The 19,090-nt window shown below is 54.6% G+C and carries 16 protein-coding genes; 12 read left to right on the plus strand and 4 right to left on the minus strand.

Going from position 1 to position 19,090, the window contains the following annotated elements; translation table 11 throughout:
* Positions 1-170: 170 nt before the first annotated feature.
* Entirely contained in the window at positions 171-2,222 is a 2,052-nt protein-coding gene (locus tag ENN66_11200) for a TonB-dependent receptor (protein HDS17149.1), read from the plus strand.
* A 132-nt stretch (positions 2,223-2,354) separates the two neighbouring features.
* Positions 2,355-4,244, plus strand: a complete 1,890-nt coding sequence (locus ENN66_11205) for a hypothetical protein (GenBank protein HDS17150.1) — start codon at positions 2,355-2,357, stop codon at positions 4,242-4,244.
* 108 nt (positions 4,245-4,352) lie between these two features.
* Here the strand turns inward: ENN66_11205 and ENN66_11210 are convergent, their stop codons facing one another.
* The 3 genes from ENN66_11210 to ENN66_11220 form a co-directional block, all read right to left on the minus strand.
* Entirely contained in the window at positions 4,353-5,603 is a 1,251-nt protein-coding gene (locus tag ENN66_11210; protein HDS17151.1) for a hypothetical protein, read from the minus strand.
* 179 nt (positions 5,604-5,782) lie between these two features.
* Positions 5,783-5,956: a hypothetical protein gene (locus ENN66_11215; GenBank protein ID HDS17152.1), complete on the minus strand. Its 174-nt coding sequence runs from the start codon at positions 5,954-5,956 to the stop codon at positions 5,783-5,785.
* 57 nt (positions 5,957-6,013) lie between these two features.
* The gene (locus ENN66_11220) at positions 6,014-6,292 is read right to left on the minus strand and encodes a hypothetical protein (protein ID HDS17153.1); all 279 of its coding nucleotides are present in this window, start codon (positions 6,290-6,292) and stop codon (positions 6,014-6,016) included.
* A 445-nt stretch (positions 6,293-6,737) separates the two neighbouring features.
* Between ENN66_11220 and ENN66_11225 the strand changes: the two genes are divergently transcribed.
* From ENN66_11225 to ENN66_11265, 9 genes are all read left to right on the plus strand, one after another.
* Positions 6,738-8,738, plus strand: a complete 2,001-nt coding sequence (locus ENN66_11225) for an aldehyde dehydrogenase (GenBank protein ID HDS17154.1) — start codon at positions 6,738-6,740, stop codon at positions 8,736-8,738.
* Positions 8,735-9,283: a (4Fe-4S)-binding protein gene (locus ENN66_11230; protein HDS17155.1), complete on the plus strand. Its 549-nt coding sequence runs from the start codon at positions 8,735-8,737 to the stop codon at positions 9,281-9,283. Before ENN66_11225 ends, ENN66_11230 begins: the two co-directional genes overlap by 4 nt.
* 241 nt (positions 9,284-9,524) lie before the next feature.
* On the plus strand, positions 9,525-10,676 hold the full coding sequence (locus ENN66_11235; GenBank protein HDS17156.1) for a (Fe-S)-binding protein: 1,152 nt from the start codon (positions 9,525-9,527) through the stop codon (positions 10,674-10,676).
* A 38-nt stretch (positions 10,677-10,714) separates the two neighbouring features.
* On the plus strand, positions 10,715-10,930 hold the full coding sequence (locus ENN66_11240; protein ID HDS17157.1) for an FAD-dependent oxidoreductase: 216 nt from the start codon (positions 10,715-10,717) through the stop codon (positions 10,928-10,930).
* Between the two features lie 51 nt (positions 10,931-10,981).
* Positions 10,982-13,828 (plus strand): CoB--CoM heterodisulfide reductase iron-sulfur subunit A family protein, encoded by a 2,847-nt coding sequence (locus ENN66_11245; protein ID HDS17158.1) that lies wholly within the window; start codon positions 10,982-10,984, stop codon positions 13,826-13,828.
* Between the two features lie 27 nt (positions 13,829-13,855).
* The gene (locus ENN66_11250) at positions 13,856-14,623 is read left to right on the plus strand and encodes a hydrogenase iron-sulfur subunit (GenBank protein ID HDS17159.1); all 768 of its coding nucleotides are present in this window, start codon (positions 13,856-13,858) and stop codon (positions 14,621-14,623) included.
* Between the two features lie 32 nt (positions 14,624-14,655).
* Positions 14,656-15,108, plus strand: a complete 453-nt coding sequence (locus ENN66_11255) for an NAD(P)H-dependent oxidoreductase subunit E (GenBank protein ID HDS17160.1) — start codon at positions 14,656-14,658, stop codon at positions 15,106-15,108.
* Positions 15,109-15,116: 8 nt separating this feature from the next.
* Entirely contained in the window at positions 15,117-17,048 is a 1,932-nt protein-coding gene (locus ENN66_11260; GenBank protein HDS17161.1) for a 4Fe-4S dicluster domain-containing protein, read from the plus strand.
* Positions 17,041-17,625: a 2Fe-2S iron-sulfur cluster binding domain-containing protein gene (locus tag ENN66_11265; protein ID HDS17162.1), complete on the plus strand. Its 585-nt coding sequence runs from the start codon at positions 17,041-17,043 to the stop codon at positions 17,623-17,625. The genes ENN66_11260 and ENN66_11265 overlap by 8 nt, the downstream gene beginning before the upstream one ends.
* A 411-nt stretch (positions 17,626-18,036) precedes the next feature.
* Here the strand turns inward: ENN66_11265 and ENN66_11270 are convergent, their stop codons facing one another.
* The gene (locus tag ENN66_11270; protein ID HDS17163.1) at positions 18,037-18,405 is read right to left on the minus strand and encodes a hypothetical protein; all 369 of its coding nucleotides are present in this window, start codon (positions 18,403-18,405) and stop codon (positions 18,037-18,039) included.
* An 83-nt stretch (positions 18,406-18,488) separates the two neighbouring features.
* On the opposite strand from ENN66_11270, the gene ENN66_11275 reads away from it, so the two are divergent.
* Positions 18,489-18,908 carry a hypothetical protein gene (locus tag ENN66_11275; GenBank protein HDS17164.1) on the plus strand — a complete coding sequence of 140 codons (420 nt, stop codon included), beginning with the start codon at positions 18,489-18,491 and terminating at the stop codon, positions 18,906-18,908.
* The last annotated feature ends 182 nt before the right edge of the window (positions 18,909-19,090 follow it).

Consider the following 19,090-nt stretch of genomic DNA (forward strand, 5'->3'; position numbering starts at 1 on the left):
CCTGTATCCGGGTCGAACTTCGTGATTAGCAAAGGGAAATCCCGAAGAGCCGTTTTTGTGGCTTTTCGGGATTTTTGTTTTTCCGGGTTTAGCTGAACTTAAGAGGGTTGATTTTGCAAGAAAGTTGGTTGTTGTCAGCGCTGTTGCCGGCTTGCCGGAGCCGCCGATCTTTGTTAAAAGATCTTTCCTTTTTTCCGAGGTCGGCTTCCGCGTTGTTTGCCGCTTTTATTCTGGTGAGCGGCTTTGGCTTGGCGGCGGCCGAATCGCCGGTGCGGCTGGATAACCTCGTGGTTGAAAGTAGCGCGCTGGGCGACGAGTTCCACACCGGGGATGTCGATCCGGCTCAGCTGACCTCGTTTGCGACGGTTATCAATCTCGCCGATATCGATCCCGGCATTACCAGTCTCGGCGAACTGTTGGGCAAGGAAGTCGGAGTGCAGGTGCGGGGCTCCGGCGGCCTTGGCGGTTATGCATCGGTTTCCCTGCGCGGGGCTTCCGGAGATCAGGTTTATATCTATCTCGATGGCGTTTTGCTTAACGATGCGTCCGGGGGCGGGGTCAATCTGGCCCTGGTGCCGCTGCATGATCTCGTCGCGATCGAGATTTATCGGGGAAACGCGCCGGTTAATTTTAATCGTTCCGGTCTCGGCGGGGTGATCAATCTTCGCAGTCGTCGCAGCGGTTCGGGAAGCGGCGGCAGTCTTGGTTTCGGTTTGGGGTCCTTTGCCGGTAAACGCCTGGCGGCGGCTTTGCATCATCGTCAGGCCGGACACTTCGATTTGCTGGCTCAGGCCGAATATTTGGGCAGTGACAATGATTTTAAATTCGACAATGATAACGGAACAACCTGGAATCCGGCCGATGACCGCCGGGAAAAACGGCAGAACAATGAACTGTTCCGGCGTAGTCTGCTGCTGAAAGGCGGCTATTATTTCAGTGAGGATCTGCGCCTGGAGCTTTCCGAACAGTATCTAAACCAGGACCGCCGTCTGCCGACCTGGAATAACAGCGCGGTCGCCGATACTCATTTTCAGACAGAGAATCATCTTTTTCGCGCTCGGCTGGAGGCCGATAACGTTAGTTCCTGGAGACTCAATCTGGCGAGCCAGCTTTTTTATGGCGACAAGGAAGAAACCTACAATGACGTGCAGGGGATTATCGGTCTCGGCCGTCAGCATGATCAGTACCAAACGAAAAAATACGGTGCGTCTCTGTTCGTCGAATGGCCGATGGAAGGCCAGGTTCTTTCCTTTAACCTGGAAGCGGGGCGTGAAACCTATGCCACCGAGGATCTTCTTCTGCACCGGCCCCGAGGCGACAGTCGTCGCCATTATGTCGCCGCCGCCCTGCAGGACAGCATCTATTTTTTTCAGCAGCGTCTGCTTCTGCTCCCGGCCTGTCATTATCAGTGGTACGATGACCGGCTTGAAAGCGCGGTCGGCAATTATGGCAGCGCAATTCCCGGATATCGGCGGCGCCACGATCTGATCAGTCCGGTTTTCGGTCTGCGCTATCGTTTGTGGGGGCCACTGACTTTGCGGGCCAACTGGGCCGCCTATGGCCGGGAGCCCTCGTTTTATGAGCTTTTCGGGGACCGCGGTCTGATTGTCGGCAATCCCGATCTGAAACCTGAAAAGGGGCGGAATTACGATCTCGGGCTTAATCTCGACTTGCCTTTGAATTTTGTCTGGCTGAGTCGGATTGAACTTGAAAGCGCGCTTTTTTACAGCCGGATTGACGATCTGATTGCCAGAGTTTACGATGCCCGTGGGGTTGGTCATACGGAAAATATCTCGGCCGCCCGAGTCAACGGTCTGGAGCTGCGGGCGGTCTTGAATCTGGGGGTCGGTTTTCGCCTGCTTGGCAACGCCACCTGGCAGAAGAGCGAGAACCGCGGGGATATCGGAGCTTTCCGCGGGCGGGAGCTGCCTGGCCGTTGGGAAGAAGGTTTTCTGGTGCGGTTGGAAAACCGCTGGGGCCGGCTGATGAGCTATCTGGAGTATCAGGGCCAGAGCGGAATGTATTATGATGCCGCCAATCTTCTGCCGGCCTCCGCGAAAAATCTGCTTAACTGCGGCCTGACCCTGACCCTGGCCTTGTCCGGTCGCGAGTGGCAGCTTAATCTTGAAGCAAAAAACTTGGGCGGGGACGAATATCAGGACTTTAATGGTTATCCGATGCCGGAACAGGAATATTTCTGCAATCTGAGCTGTCGCTTTTAAGGATCGCTGGCCGGGGCGTTCCGGGGGGAGGATGTGGGAATGCTGGTTTCTGAAAGTCAGGTCGAGATTGGATTATTGGAGTAATCGGTTTTGGATTAAGCAAGGTAACCTTTACGTGAGAGGAGAACTACGATGGCGCGAACTGAAATCATGAAAAAATCATGCCGGAGACGGTTGGCGGGAGTGGCTCTGCTGGTTTTAGTGCTGCTGGCTGGGGCGGGCCCGTCTTGGGCCGATTATGCCTACTACTATCCCCGTTTTGCGGCTTCCGACAGCCGGGGTGAGCTGGTGGGCCTGGCTCTGACCAATACGGCCGCGGCCGCAGCCGAGGTTGAGATCGTCATTAATGATCAGTACGGCGTCACGCGGGCGGTGGAGAGCTGGGCGCTGCCCGCCTATGGTCAGAAGGCGGCGGTGATCGGCGGCGATCTTGATGAAATTACCGGTTCTTTTCAGGTGGTCTCGAATCAGCCTCTGACCGGGCTTTGTTTTCTTTTTGCCGAGGCGATGACCGTGATGTACGATGTGCCGGGAACTCAGATTCCGAAAAATCGTCTCGATATTCCCCACGTGGCTCAGGATGATATGTGGGGCATGCGGCTCATGCTCTCGAATCCCGGTAATCAGCCGTTGACGGCAACCCTGACTTATCGTGACCAGGCCGGGATTGATGCCGGGCACAGTCACTCTGTCGGCCTGGCTGCCGGCGGCAGTGCCGTTTTTGATCTGGGTGAGGTTATCGGAACCTGGGGGCTGGCCGGCATGACCGGCGGTTCCCTGCAACTGAGCGCCGACCAAAGCGGTATTGTGGCATTTTCCACCTATGATGATTTGAAAAACGGCGGCAGCTTTTACGCCGGCCTGCCGGCGTTCGATTCAAGTCTCGACGTTGATAATTTTACCCCTTCGCGGGCGCAGTATGCCGTGGTTTCCTGCGCGGCTCCGGATTACGGCAGCGGCGCCCATGCTCTGATTGAGGTGGCGAAGCCGCGTGCTTTTCAGCAAAACCTGCTGCCGACCATCTCCGATATCAGAATGGCGGCCGATGGGGCCTATTTCTATCGGATTGAGTGTTTTAACGGCGATAATGTGACGAAATTCGCCGCGGCCGACCCCGCGACCCCGCTCTGGCAGTATTCAACCCTCGATCCGAATGAAGCCGGCAGCAGTAATCCTCAGTCTATGATCTTTGTGCCGGCGACGGCTTCGGCTTCGGCCAAGGCCTATATTCCGCGTTACGGTTCCACGAAAATGTGGGTGGTTGATCCGCAGGCGACAGAAGAAGCGGAATTCAAGATCGGTGAGATCGATCTGGGGGCTTACGCTGACAGCGATGGCCTGCCGGAAATGAGCAAAGGCGTGGTCGTCGGCGACAAGTTGTTTTTGATTTTGGGAAGGCTGGATGCCGATAATGGTTTTGTGCCGACCAATACCCCGTATCTGGTGGTTATTGACACCGCCACGGATACCGAGATTGATACTCAGAGCGGCGGTCCGGAAGGTTTGCACGGTATCCCCCTGCCTATTAAAAATCCGCTGAAAATTGTTTATAACGCGGCGGCCGGTAAAATTTTTGTTCAGGGGGTCGGCCGTTACGCCAGCTCCTGGTCGGGGACTCCGGCCGAATACAGCGGCGGCATTGTCGCGGTTGATCCTGCGACCTATCAAGTCGAAATGGTTGTCGATGATGGCGACGACGCGAATCATCCCTACGGCAATATCAGAAACGTTGCCGTGGTGTCCGCGACCCGGGGCTATTTCGTTTCCTATGTTTCCTGGGGGAATACGGCCCTTTATGGTTTTAATCCGTCCAGCGGGGCGGTTGACGCGGCTCCGCTGGCGGCCTTTCCCGGCGGCACCAATATCATGGATCTCGGGGTTGACGCTCAGGGTCTGTTGTGGGTCTGTTCAAATTCCAATGCCGGAGGGACGCTGACCATTATCAATCCGGCGGATGACAGCGTCGATCAGATTCAGGCCTTAACCCTCAATCCTCAGGGAATTGCCTTCGGCACCTGGTAGCCTTCCTCTTGCGTTAAGATGGGCCAGAACGATTAAAAAAAGTCCGCCCGAAAACTCGGGCGGACTTTTTTTAGTCAAGTCCGGCATTCCGAAAAATTATCGTAACCGTCAGTCGCCGTTGATAATTGCCTGAAAACGCGAGACCAGGTATTTCATCTCTTCAGCCTGGGCGTTGAGCTCTTCCGCCGCCGCCGCCGATTCTTCGGAGCTGGCCGCGTTCTGCTGGGTTACCTGGTCGATTTCGTCCAGGGATCCGCCGATATTTGCGATCGCCTGGTTCTGATCGGCCGAGTTCCGGCTGATCTCCTTGATCAGCTCCCCGGTTTTGACCGAGTTTGCGTCAACCTCCTTGAAACCTTCATTCGTGCGGTGGGTCACGGTGTCGCCGTGATTTACCTTTTCCATGGTCTCTTCAAGTAGCTGCGAGGTTTCGCGAGCGGCATTGGCGGAGTGGCCGGCGAGCTTGCGGACCTCATCGGCGACCACGGCAAATCCGGCTCCCGCTTCTCCGGCCCGGGCCGCTTCGACCGCGGCGTTCAAGGCCAGCAGGTTGGTCTGAAAGGCAATTTCATCAATGGTTTTAATGATTTTCTGCGTGTCCAGACTGGCGTTTTTGATCTGGGTCATGGAATTACCCAGTTCCGCCATTGACTCACGCACCCCGGCGATCATCTGCAGGGTGGTCTCAACCAGCTGGTTGGCATTGAGGGCATGTTCGGTGTTCTCGCGGGATTTTTCCGAGACCCCGGTAAAGGCCCCACGGGTGTTCTGCAGGTCTTCGGCCTGGCGTGAGGAGCCTTCGGCCAGCACCTGACTGGTGGAAGAAACCTCTCCGGCGGCCCCGGCCACTTGGCTGGCTCCTTCTGTCAGGCTTTCGGTCAGCTGCCGGATCGGTTTGATCACCTGGCAGGTAATCAGCAGGTAGACCAGAAAAACCGAGATCAGGGCGCAGCCGGTTCCGATAAGGATGCTTTTTCGCAGCAGGGCGGTGCTGGTGGCGTAGGCAGCCTGCACGTTCTGGCGGACCACGATGCCGCCGAGAACCGAATGGCTGCGGCCGTGACAATGAAAGCATGCGGGCTCATTGACGATCGGCAGGATGGTGCCGATGCGGGGGGTGTCATCGATCCATTCCAGGAAGGTTGCGTCGTTGCTTCGGCCATTCTGCAGGCCAAGGTCAATGGCCGCCGCGAAATCAGGGTTATGAACGATCTTGGTCAGGGATGAGTCGAGCCGGGCTTTGTCGGTGGTATAGCTGATCTCCTTGCGGAAATCGAAAATGAAGATTTCGACCTCGGGCATTTCCTCGTCAATGGTCTCGATGAGATGGTTGATGGTCCGGCTGTCATTGACCGCCATCGTGCCCTTGATGCCGTTGTAGATCGCCTTCGACAGGCGGGCGGCGGATTACCCGGCTTCGTGCATCAGTGACTTTCTCTGGTCCAGGGAATTGATGGTGACCAGCAGGCCGATAACCAAGGTAAAAGGCAGGATCAGGCTGACGGTTATTTTAAATTGCAGGCTCTTCCGTTTGTAGATCAATGGGCCCCTCCATAGAGCAATGGTTTGAAATTGAAAGCTTCCACCCGTTCACTGTTGTGACAGTGCGTACAGGAGGTAACGTCAATCTTGGCGATGATATCACTGCTGTCTTCGCTTTCAATGTGCGCGCCGCCGGGACCATGGCAGCTTTCGCAGCCGAGATTGCTCATTTGCGGGGTTTTCTCAAAAGAAACAAAGCCGCCGGGCTTGCCGGAGCCGGTCGTGTGTCAGGCGCAGCATTCGGCGAATTCGGCGGCGGTCAGTTTATCCTTGAGGGGAATGAGCTTTTGATAGGAATGGGCTTTCTTGGATTTTTTGGTAAAACTGTCATATTCTTCGAGGTGACAGCCGACGCAGCTTTCTGAACCGACATAACGAACGCTGCGGCCGGTGTTTTCTGCAGGGGGATCGGCGCCGAACCCGTGGCCGGGCAGGGCGAAGACCCAGCTAAGAATCAGAAACAGCAGTGGAAGGGCTGAATATCCTGCATTGGTTTTCGGTTTCATACCTGCCTCATGTAAGGGTTTGCAAACTTGGTCCTGAAGGAATCGTCAGATTCATTATATACAGCCAATATATCAAGTCGATGGGGCTTTGTAAATGATTTAAAGAAAATATTCACATCTTTTGGCGTGGTGCGACGGGCGGAAGAAACGGTGATTTTCTATCATTGACCGGTTAAAAAAATCAGATGGCCGCGGCTTTGATGGGGCCTCTACTCGAGTTGATGGAGATGGAGTAACTTGCCGGCTTTCCGGCCGCAGGCGCTGTTTCTTAACCGTGTCGTAGCCGCGGAGAGCATTTTCCGAGCCTGGCATAAATTTTGAAATGAGCCGCACGGGGTAAGAAACCTGTTACGGTTTTAATAATATTATGATGAGGGTCGCGCCGCCAGACAGAACTGGAGAGCGGGGACGGTCATTTTGCTGCTTGAAACTTAAGAGGTAGAGAATGAGGTACGCAGAGACTGGATTTAATTTAGAAATTGATCTGACCCGGGGCAATATTGAAAAGGTCGCGACCGATCCAAAGGAAACCGAGCTGTATCTCGGCGGTCTGGGAACCAATGCGAAACTGCTCTGGGACCGGGTGCCCCCTGAAGTCGAGGCCTTTGACCCGGAGAACCTGTTGATTTTCAGTGCCGGACTATTGTGCGGCACGCCGGCCACCGGTTGCAACCGGACCATTGTCAGCACCATTTCCCCCCAGACCAGACTGATGGCTTTTTCCATGATGGGTGGTTTCTGGGCCCCGGAGCTCAAATACGCCGGCTATGACAAGGTGGTTTTGCGGGGCAAGGCGCCCGGCCTGGTTTACCTGTGGATTAAGAACGACAAGGTCGAAATCCGTGACGCCTCCCATCTGCGGGGCAAAGGCGCGATTGAAACCGCGGAGATGATCAAAAAGGAACTGGGCGAGCCGAAAGCCCAGGTCGCGGCCATCGGCCTGGCCGGCGAGAACCGGGTTTATTACGCCTCGATTGAGCAGGGTCGTTCCAGCGCCAGTCGCGGCGGTATCGGTGCGGTGATGGGTGCTAAAGGGGTCAAGGCGATTGTCGTGCGGGGCACCAAAGATATCAATATTGCCGAACCCGAAAAATTTCTTGGTCTCTGCAACGAGGTTCTGGAATATATTAAACATCGCGAAGGTAATCCGATTCCCGGGGTCATGCCGATTCTTGCCGGGCTCGGTTCGCCCCAGGAAATGAAGGTTCACGACGAGAAGTGGCATACCGAGAACTTTATGTGGGGTAATTCGCGGATCCGGCGCAAGGATTTCTGGAACGATGAAATTGCCGAGACCTGGACCGAAACCCTGGAAAGTTCCCGGACCCGGCTGATCAGCTGCTATAACTGTCCGATGAAATGCGGGGCCACGATTTCCCTGCCGGGGCTGCCGACCTACATGATGAAATGTTTTTCCAAACTGACCTATACCATGGCGGCTTTTTCCGATCTTGAATTCGGTCTGCGTATCGCCCAGCGGGCAACCGAGTACGGTCTCGATGGTTTCTCCACTCCGCAGGTCATGGCCTTTGCCTTGGAACTGCTTGAAAACGGGATTCTCTCGGAGAGTGATTTTCCAGGTATGCCGGCCGATAACGAAGGGCGCTTTTACTGGCTGCTTGATAAGATAGTCAGACGTGAAGGGATCGGAGATCTCCTGGCCGACGGCACTTACTGGGCGGCGCAGAGAATCGGCAAGGGGGCCGAGGCCTATGCGCACAATAATATCAAGAAAACCGAACAGCTGCCTTTGAAATTGTCGATGCTCAATCCCATCTATTTTCTCATGTACGCGACCGGCGAGAAAATGAATATCACCCAGATTGAAGGACAGTTTCCCCAGACACCCTTTATGACCCGTGAGGAGCGGGAAGCGTTCGTCGCCGACTGGATTCAGGTTCCCGATGATCGTTTCAAACAATACCTGCTCGATTGGGAGCCCCGCGGAGAAAACTCCATGCCTTTTTACCCGACGGTGCCGATGTGCTGCGATATCGTCGACTGGCAGGAGCGGATGCATTACATCGACGATGCTCTCGGCGTGTGTGCCGGGTTGTCATCGTTTCCGCTCAAACCGCCCTATCATATTCACAATTATCCCAAGTTTATTGAGTCCGGCGCCGGCATTGCCATGGACAAGGACAAACTGACCCTGGCCGCCAAGCGCTATCGCACCCTGGTCCGGGCCATTAATATTCGGCGGGGTATGCGTCGCAGTGATGAAAAACCGCCGGAGAACCATTGGAAGAAAAGATTTCCAGAACTTGAAGCCCAGCTGTTGGATGAGTACTACAAACTGAAGGGCTGGAATAATGACGGCATTCCCACGAAAGAGAGCCTGGCCGAGCTTTCCTTGGACTACGTCGGCGAGGATTTTATCGCGCGGGGAATTTTGACCGAGAGTGAAGCGGATTCGACCGCAACCGCAAAGGAGCAGGGGGAATGACTACCGTGACCGCCGCCCAGAAAACAAAAATCGTCAAGACCATCAGCATTGATGTTGATAAATGCAACGGCTGCCGGGCCTGCGAGGTGATCTGTTCCGCCGCGCATGCTTCTCCGAAATACAGTAGCAATAATCCGGCCCGTTCCCGGATTCGGATTATCCGCGATCCCTTAAGAGATATCTATGTCCCGGTTCTGGCCGGGGAGTACACGGTGGCCGAATGCGCCGGTCGCGACAAGTACATAATTGACGGTAAGGAATATGATGAATGTTCCTTCTGCCGGGCTTCTTGTCCCTCGCGCGAGGAATTTAAGGAACCGAATTCAGGCCTGCCGCTCAAATGCGACATGTGTGAAGGCGAGGAGGGAGGGCCGCTGTGTGTCAGATGGTGTTTGGCTGACGCCCTGGTCTACGAAGAGCGTGAAGAGCTGGTCGAGGATCAGGACCGCCCGGCGGATCTGGAAGTCGGCCTGGAAGCCTTGGCCGATAAATTCGGTCTGGAAAAGTTACGGGAAGCCCTGGCCCGTCTCTCTTGCAAAGATTAGGACCTGATCAGTTTATGTTCAGTCAGAAAAAACAAGAGAAAGAATCGATAAGAGTGCTGGTTTGCGACCAGTGAAAGGGCCGTCAGGTGCGGGCCGATAAAGCCCGCTTGGATTGCGGGATACGCTCTCGCATTAGGGTGCTGTGCGGGTTGTTTTCCGGTTTGGAAAACTCGGGAAAAACTCTGACGGGAACGCTTGATGCGGGTAACGTCCGCGTTAGAGAATTGAGGATTTTTAAACAGTGGAAACTGTAGCCCCATTCAGTGAAATCGTAGATGAAATAAAAGAAGCCGGCGGCGAGACCTTTAAGCTCTGTTACCAGTGCGGCAAATGTGACGCCGTCTGTCCCTGGAACCGGGTCATAACCTTCAGCATGCGCAAGGTTATTCGGGAGGCCGCTTTCGGCCTGACCGATATCGAAGGCGACAGCTTCTGGCGCTGTACGACCTGCGGGCGCTGCATGCTGCAGTGCCCCCGCCAGGTCAGGCAGATTGAACTCGGAGTGTCGCTACGGCGGCTTGCGACGCAGTATCAGGTCTTTCCTGCTTCGGTAAAGCCCGTGCGGACAATGAGCGGCAGCCTGGCCGGGGACGGCAATCCCCTGAACGAGGATCGTCAGAAACGGGGCGACTGGGCCAGGGGACTGCCGGTCAAGCCCTTTGCCGCGGGGATGGAAATCCTTTACTTTGTCGGCTGTTATCTGAGCTATGACGCACGGCTTAAAAAGGTGGCGGTGGCCACCGCCAGGATTCTCGATAAGGCTGGAGTTGACTTCGGCATTCTCGGAGCCCGAGAAAGTTGTTGTGGGGAGAGTATCCGCAAAACCGGTGATGAAGAGGTTTTTCGCCGCCTGGCCACGGATAATATCAAAACCTTCATCGACAGCGGGGTCAAACGCATCCTGGTGTCATCGCCGCATTGCTACCATACCCTGAAGAACGAGTATCCCGAATTCATGGTTCATTTCGAGATTGTGCATCTGGCCCAATATCTCGAAGAATTGATCCTTGCGGGCCGGCTGACGGTCGGTGGTGTCTATGCTCGCAAGGTCACCTATCATGATCCCTGCTATCTGGGCCGGCATAATAATATCTATGAGGAGCCTCGCACCCTGCTGGGTCGGGTAGCCGGCCTTGAGCTGGTGGAAATGGCCGATAATCGCGCCGACAGCCTGTGCTGCGGCGGCGGCGGCGGCCGGATCTGGATGGAAACCGCCAAGGCGGAAAGATTCTCCGATCTTCGGGTCAAACAGGCTCAGACGGTCGGCGCCGAGGTGCTGGCGACCGCCTGTCCCTATTGTATTACCAATTTCGAGGAGAGCCGCTTGAGCCTGGATCCCGACAATCAGCTTGAGATCAAGGATCTTGCCGAAATAATCAGCGACGTGATTTAGTTCTCATGCCAAGGAGATTGAGTGTGAAAAACGAAGTATTGCCAACCGAAGTTTTGCAGCTGTATGGCGATTTCCCGAGACTGAACAGTTTTGGGGACGTGTTGATCGTCGGCGGCGGAGTCAGCGGTATTCAGGCCTCGCTTGATCTGGCCAAGGCCGGATTCAAGGTCTATCTAGTTGAGAAAGGGCCGAGTATCGGCGGCCATATGTCTCAGCTGGACAAGACCTTTCCCACTAACGATTGCTCGATGTGAATACTCTCACCTAAACTGGTCGAGGTCGGCCGGCATCCAAACATCGAGGTTCTGACATTTACCGAGGTTGACGGGGTTGAGGGTGACGCCGGCGATTTCAAGGTCGTCCTGAAAACCAGGCCCCGCTATATCACCGAAGACAAATGTACCGGTTGCGGTACCTGCGTCGAATACTGTCCGGTCAGTTATCCGGATAAATTCAATCAGGGCATTTCCCAAAACAAAGCGGTCCATGTTTATTTTTCCCAGGCGATTCCCCTGGTTGCCTATATCGATGAAAGCTGTCTGTACCTGAAAGAGAAAAAATGCGATATCTGCCGCGGGGTTTGTCAGGCGGATGCGATAGATTTCCGGCAGCGGCCGAAAAAAACCGAAATCAATGTCGGGGCGATTATTCTGGCGGTCGGCATCGAGCCCTTTGATCCCCGGGTCAATGATGAGTATGGCTACGGTCGTTTCGCGAACGTGGTCACGAGTATGGACTATGAACGCTTGCTTTCCTCGACCGGTCCTTACGAAGGGCAGGTGCTCAGGCATTCCGATAAAAAACACCCGAAAAAAATCGCCTGGATTCAGTGCGTTGGTTCGCGGCGGATGACTCCGGGTGAAAACAGTTACTGTTCCGGAGTCTGCTGTACCTATACCCAGAAACAGGTTATTCTGACCAAGGATCATGACGCCACTGTCGAGTGTACGGTTTTTCATAATGATATCCGCGCCTTCGGCAAGGATTTTGAACGCTATTTCCAGCGGGCCGAAAACCTGCCCGGCACCCGTTTCATTCGCAGCTATGTTTCGCTTGACCGGGAGCTGCCGGAGAGTAAGAATGTCGTGATTCGATATTCCACCTTTGCCGATGGGGTTAAGGAGGAGGCGTTCGACATGGTGGTTCTGGCGGTTGGTCTGAACCCACCGGCGCAGGTAAAAGAGTTGGCCGCCAAATTTCAGATTGAACTCAATCACCATGGTTTCAGCCCCTCCAGCGGGGTCAATCCCGTGGCCACCAACCGTCCCGGAATCTTTGTCAGCGGCGCTTTTCAGGGCCCCACGGATATTCCCGAGTCGGTTTTTACGGCCAGCGGAGCCGGGTCCCAGTGCGGAGAGTTGCTGGATTACCGGCGCGGCAAGCTGACGCGGGAGCGGGTTTATCCGGAAGAGCGCGATGTCTCCGGCGAAGAACCGCGTATCGGTGTGTTTGTCTGCCATTGCGGCGCCAATATCTCCAGTGTCGTCAATGTTCCCGAAACCGTCGCCTATGCCCTGACCCTGCCCGGTGTCGTTTACGCCAAGCAACAGCTTTTTTCCTGCGCCACCAACTCGGCCAGGGAGATTACCGATTTGGCCCGGGAAAAGGGGCTTAACCGAGTGGTGATCGCCGCCTGTTCGCCCCGGACCCTGGAACCATTGTTCCGCGACACCTTACGGGAAGCCGGACTCAACCAGTACTATTGCGACATGGCCAATATTCGTGAACACTGTTCCTGGGTGCATGCCAAACAAAAGGATGAAGCCACCGCCAAGGCCCGGGATATCGTGCGCATGTCGGTGGCTCGGACTCGGCATTTGGAACCCCTGCAGGAATTCGATCTGGCGGTCAACAAGGCCGCGCTGGTGGTCGGCGGAGGGCTGGCGGGAATGACCTGCGCCCTGTCGATTGCCGCGCAGGGGCATCCGGTTTATCTGGTGGAAAAGGAAAAGGAGCTTGGTGGAGTGGCGCGCCGCCTGGCCCGGACCCTGGAAGGTCTGGATGTGCAGAGCCATCTGCGGGATCTGATTCGTCGAGTTTACCAAAATCCGCTGATTCAGATTTCTCACGAAGCCAGAATCCTCAGCGTGACCGGCTATGTCGGCAATTTTATTACCACGATAAAAAGTGAAGGTCGGGTCAAGGCGGTCGAACATGGGGCTTCGGTCTTGGCGATCGGGGCTCAGGAATACCAGCCGCAGGAATATCTGTACGGCGAAAACGATCAGGTGTTTACCCATTTGGAGCTGGGCGAGGCGATTGCCCGGGGTGATGAGCGGGTTACTCAGGCTGCGAGCCTGGTCCTGATTCAATGTGTCGGTTGCCGTAATGAGGAGCGTAATTACTGCAGCCGGGTCTGCTGCAGTCACGCTTTGAAAAATGCCCTGCACCTCAAGGAACTTAACCCGGAAATGGCGATTTACATTATTTTCCGGGATATGCGAAGCTATGGTTTACGTGAAGATTTTTACCGCGAGGCAGCGGAGCGGGGGGTGATGTTCATTCGCTATGAGCCCGGGGGCGAGCCGCTGGTCGAAGCGGTGTCGGAGGGCGGCGCTTCGCGTTTGCGAGTGACGGTACCAGACCCGGTACTGGGCAAATGTCTCGAACTTGATGTTGATGTTGTTTCGCTGGCGGCGGCGGTGCTACCGGCTGCCGATACCAAGGAAATTGCCGGTCTTTTCAAGGTAACCTTGAGTCCCGATAATTTTTTCAAGGAAGCTCATGTCAAACTGAAACCGGTCGAATTTGCCGCCGACGGGGTTTATCTCTGCGGGACGGCGCATTATCCCAAGCATTTTCAGGAAACCATCAACCAGGCCTACGGGGCGGCCGGTCGTGTCCTGACCCTGCTGGCCAACGACACGGTTACGGCTTCTGGTTCGGTTTGCGAGGTGCGGGAAGATGACTGTGTTTCCTGTGGCGCCTGTATCACGGCTTGTACTTATGACGCGATCACTTTTGTGGAAACCTTAAAAGGACGCAAGGCCCGGGTCAATCCGGTACTCTGTAAAGGGGATGGCCTCTGTAACGCCAAGTGTCCGACCCATGCGATTGTTTTAAAGCATTTCACCGATCAGGAGATTATCAGTCAGATTGATGCGGCGATCAGTCGCGATGAGATCATGCAGCAGATCGCCGCCGCCATCTAAAGGCTTTTTAGCTTAGGGAGGTTGTTAATGAGTGCAGGACTGGAGTTCAAACCGAAGATTCTGGGTTTTGTCTGTCACTGGTGAGCCTACGGGGCAGCTGACCTGGCTGGAGTTTCCAGACAACAATATACAAGTGATATCAAGTTTATCCGGCTGATGTGTTCCGGACGTGTGGATCTTGAGTTTATTTTCAAGGCTTTTGCCAATGGTCAGGACGGGGTTTTTGTCGGCGGCTGCAAGCTCGACGAATGCAACTATACCACACATGGCAATTATGATGCCTACAGTACGGTCCGGATTGCCGGAAAGATCATGCGTCATATCGGGCTTAACCCGGAACGTCTGCGGATTGAGTTTATGTCCGGGGCCGACGGGGGGCTGCTGGCGGAAACTTGCGACGATTTTTCCCGGCAGATCAAAGGACTTGGTCCTTTGGGTAAAAGCGAGGGGCTTGACGACAAGGCTCTGGGCTTGAAACTGGAAGCGGTGCGTAAGCTGGTGCCCTACATCAAACTGGTTGAGCGTGAACGTCTGCGGGTACCGGTCAAATCTGAAGCTGCGTACCATGATTTCTTTACCGATCCTCAGACCGACATCTTGTTCAGCGAGCTGATTGCCGATAAACTTTCAGTCAGCGAGATGATGTTGCTGCTCAATGAACAACCGCTTTCCACCGGTGAAATCTCAAGTCTGCTTGGTCTCAGCCCTTCGGCGGTGTCTCGTTATATCGGGGAGTCCTCGCGGCAGGGTCTGATCAGGTATGATGAAGGTGGAAACTGCTACCTGCGTGCTTAAAGCGTAAGCCCATTGAGTTCAGGATGATATTTATGGATAACGAAAGAATAGATCAGATCATTGCCAGGCATCATGGACAAGCGAGCTCCCTGATTCAGGTTTTGCTGGAGATTCAGAGCGAACATCACTGGTTGCCGCAGAGGGTGTTGGCGCGGGTTGCGGAAAAGCTCGCGGTGCCGTTGACCAGGATTCAGCATATCGCCACTTTCTACAAGGCCTTCAGCCTGGTTCCCAAGGGTCGTCACCGCGTCAATGTCTGTATGGGTACCGCCTGTCACGTGCGTGGCGCGGCGCGTATTCTTGATACCCTGCAGGAACTCACCGGAATCAGGCCGGGGGAAACCGATCTAGACCTGAAATACAGTCTGGAGACGGTTAATTGTCTGGGTTGCTGTGCGCTGGGGCCGGTTTTGGAAATTGACGGTAAAACCCACGGCAAGATGACGACCGCCGAGACGGCCGACGTCTTAAAGCATTATAACTAGGTAAAATTATGTCACAAATTAATTCACCGCTGGAACTGGAAACTTTTCGGGCGAGAATCCTGGCAGCCAGGGATTCCGCGAAAACCTCAATCACGCTTTGTTCCGGTTCCGCCTGTCTGGCTTCAGGCAGCGCCGAGGTCGCGGTCGCTCTCAAGCACGAAATTGAGGCTCTGGGGTTGAACGAGAGGGTCGAGTTGCGTCGCACCGGCTGCCACGGTTATTGTGAACGGGGGCCGATTATTATCTGTAACCCGGAAGGGATCTGCTATTTTCGGATCAAACCCGAGGATGTTCCGGAAGTGGTTTCCAAGACCCTCAGGGACAAACAGATTGTGGAACGGCTGCTTTACACCGAGCCTGGAACCGGGGAAAAAATAATTCATGAGGAGGAAATCCCTTTCTACAAGCATCAGCAGCGCCTGGTTTTCGGAGACAACGTCAAGCTTGATCCCAAAAGCATCGATGACTATTTGGCGGTCGGCGGTTATGCCGCCCTGGCCAAGGCTTTGTCCACGATGAGCGGCAGTGATGTGCTTGAAGAGATCAAGAAGTCTAGCCTGCGAGGTCGGGGCGGCGGCGGTTTCCCCGCCGGGCGTAAATGGGAAGGTTCCCGTGATGCTCCTGAACCGATTAAGTATGTGATTGTCAACGCGGATGAGGGTGATCCCGGGGCCTACATGGACCGCAGTCTGCTTGAAGGCAATCCCCATTGTATTCTCGAAGGTCTGGCGCTGGGCGCCTATGCCGTCGGGGCGCGTGAAGGTTATATCTATGTTCGGCAGGAATATCCCCTGGCGGTCGCCAATGTCCTGCTCGCCATCGAGAAGGCAGAGGCCTACGGTTTTCTCGGGGAGAACATCCTGGGTTCGGATTTCAGTTTCAAAGTCATAGTGCATCAGGGGGCCGGGGCTTTTGTCTGTGGTGAGTCAACCGCGCTGATGACCGCGCTCGAAGGACGGGTCGGAGAACCCCGGCCTAAGTATATCCGCTCCAATATCAAAGGACTGTGGAATCGTCCCAGCGTACTCAATAACGTCGAAACCTGGGCCAACGTGCCGCTGATTATCAATCGCGGGGCGGACTGGTTCCGGCAATACGGCACCGAAAGCAGCAAGGGTACCAAGATCTTTTCCCTGGTCGGTAAGATCACCAATACCGGTCTGGTCGAGGTGCCGATGGGGATGACCCTGCGGGATATCATTTTTAAAATTGGTGGCGGGATTCCCGGAAATAAGCGGTTTAAGGCGGTGCAGACCGGCGGCCCTTCGGGGGGCTGTATTCCGGAAAGTCTGCTCGATCTTGAGGTTGGTTTCGATGAGTTGGCCAAGGTTGGTTCGATGATGGGGTCCGGCGGCATGATCGTCATGGATGAAGACACCTGCATGGTCGATGTCGCTCGTTATTTCATTGAATTTTTAACCGATGAGTCCTGCGGCAAATGTGTTCCCTGCCGGGAAGGGCTGCGCCAGATGGTGAAGATTCTGACCAATATCACGCAGGGCAAAGGTAAGGAGGGCGATCTTGAGTTGTTGCAGGAGCTTTCCGAGACCGCCAAGGAAGCCGCGCTCTGTGCTCTCGGCCAGAGTGCGCCCAATCCCTTTCTCAGCACCTTGCGTTATTTCCGCGATGAATACGAGGCCCATATAGCGGAAAAACGCTGTCCGGCCCTCTCCTGCAAGGCCCTGATCGCCTTTTATATCGACCCGGAGAAATGTCAGGCCTGCGGCAGTTGCCGGCGAAAATGCCCGGCCGAGGCCATCAGCGGCGGGAAGAATCAGATTCATGTCATTGATCAGGATAAGTGCACCAAGTGCGGGACCTGTCTTGAAGTCTGTCCCTCGCGTTTTGCCGCGGTTACCAGAATTTCCGGGGTGCCGGTGCCCGCGCCGTTGCCGGAAGCTGAGAGATCCATAACCAGAAAGGCCAAGAGTGATGCGTGAAATCATTTTAGAAATTGATGGCCGGGAAGTTAAAGCCCGGGAAGGAATGACGGTTCTGGAAGCGGCTCTGGCGGCCGGAATCAGGATTCCGACGCTTTGCTACCATGAGAAACTCGAACCTTTCGGCAGCTGCCGTCTGTGTACGGTGGAGATTGAAATCAAGGGCTGGAAAAAGCTGGTGGCGGCTTGCGTTTATCCGGTGGAACCGGGTCTGATGGTTCGGACCCGGACCGAGAAGGTGGATCGTATCCGCAAAATGATTGTTGAGCTTTATCTCGCTCATGCTCCGGATTCCTTTGTCCTGGAAGAACTCGAGCGGGAGTATGGGGCGGATCGCAACCGTTTTGCGAAAGAGGCTTCCTTTTGCATTCACTGCGGCCTATGTGTGCGTTATTGCGCCGAGGTTAAACAGAAACACGCGGTTGGCTTTGTTGATCGCGGCACGCGCAAGGAAATCTGCTTCGTACCCGAAATCGCGGCCCGTGAATGCTGGAACTGTAAAGAATGTTTTCCCCTGTGTCCGACTGAAGCTCTGCAGGCCGCCTATGTGCTGTGCACCGCGTTAAGTCACAAATAAAGTTTTTCCGCCGGGGCGAGCCCTTCGCCCCGGCAAAAATCCGCAAAAGATTTCGCTGAAACCCTCGAAAACCCTCAACAAGATTTCCCTTTACCGCCTGTCCGTCTCGGTTTCCGGGTGGATATTCTAGTTTCGCAATCCGCAACCGGATTTTGTCGGTAGGGATTTTTCTGTTAATGGTTGGAATACCTGGGTTGGAGAAGGCCGGTAAACGGTGGCTTCCTGGGTGGGCGTCAGTTTTGTGAAAAGTCCAGTGAAAGGTTTTTCGTTTTGCGAAATTCATGTTATATGGCTTATAACCTTCTGAACTTGTAAGGAATTCAGTCATCTTGATATGGTGATTTTATCATTAATGGTGGTATCTGCTCGGCATTTGCCTGGTTGCGGGGCCGCCTGTCTTGAGAGGGTAAATCAATGAGAAACAAATTCTGGCTTTCGCTGTTGGTTTTTTGTCTGCTGCTGAACGTGGCCGGGGGCGCGGAAATCAGAGTCAAGGGAGATTTTGACAACCGGTTTACCATCTACACCAATCATAATGACTGGCTCGATGGCGAAAAGGGAGTTCTGAAGGACGGCAATTCTCCGGAAAGCTGGGGGGAGGTGCGCTATCGTTTTTGGGTTGATGCCGCCAGCAACGACGGTCGGGTCAAGGGGGTCTGGGCTTTTGAAGTCGGAGGGTTGGAGTTCGGCAAGCCCGGCGGACCGGGCGCCAGTCTTGGGGGTTCTTATTCCGGGGACGCGGTTAATACCGAAACCCGTTGGCTGTACACCGATTTTCAATTGCCCTGGGTCTCCGGTAAAGCCGGCTGCGCCTGGGTCTGCAGCCTTTTAACGTCAATCCGTTTTTCTGGTCTGAAACCATCATGGGGGTTAGCTCTGATTTTTCCGCCGGCTCCTGCGATCTGCAGTTCGCCTGGCTGCGGCCATATCGGGATGAAGTCAAAGATCCTGATTCCGAGGTTCAGGATCTCGATGCCTGCTACGGTCGGGTAAACTTTAAGCCGGCGCCGCAGGCCGGAGTCGGGCTGTTCGGGGTTTATTTTAAAGGAGATTCCGATCGGAGTGACCCCGCCACTTATGCGACCATCACTTCCCAGAATTATCAGCTCAAGAAGTTTAACAATAATTATGAGCTTGATCTTTTTACCCTGGGATGTGACGGCCAGGCGAACGTCGGCTCATTCTTTTGCAACTGGGATTTTATGTATCAGACCGGCAGTATCGATAACGCCAATTTCAAGGAATCCTACAACGGCTGGGATTATCTGGTTGTGATACTCTAAAATTGATCAGTTAAAGAGCTAGTGATTACGGAAAATTGACCACCCACAGCGACCTTTTCTGTATTTGATTTTTCAATTTTAAGTGCCTCGGCGCTCAAAATTTACTCTACCAGACCGTTTTAGGTGCTCTTTCTCAAATTTAGGGCGCAGCTACCCTGTAAAACTGCCTTGCTGTCAGAGCA

Source organism: Pseudomonadota bacterium, from assembly GCA_011049115.1.
Classification (GTDB): domain Bacteria; phylum Desulfobacterota; class Anaeroferrophillalia; order Anaeroferrophillales; family Tharpellaceae; genus DSCM01.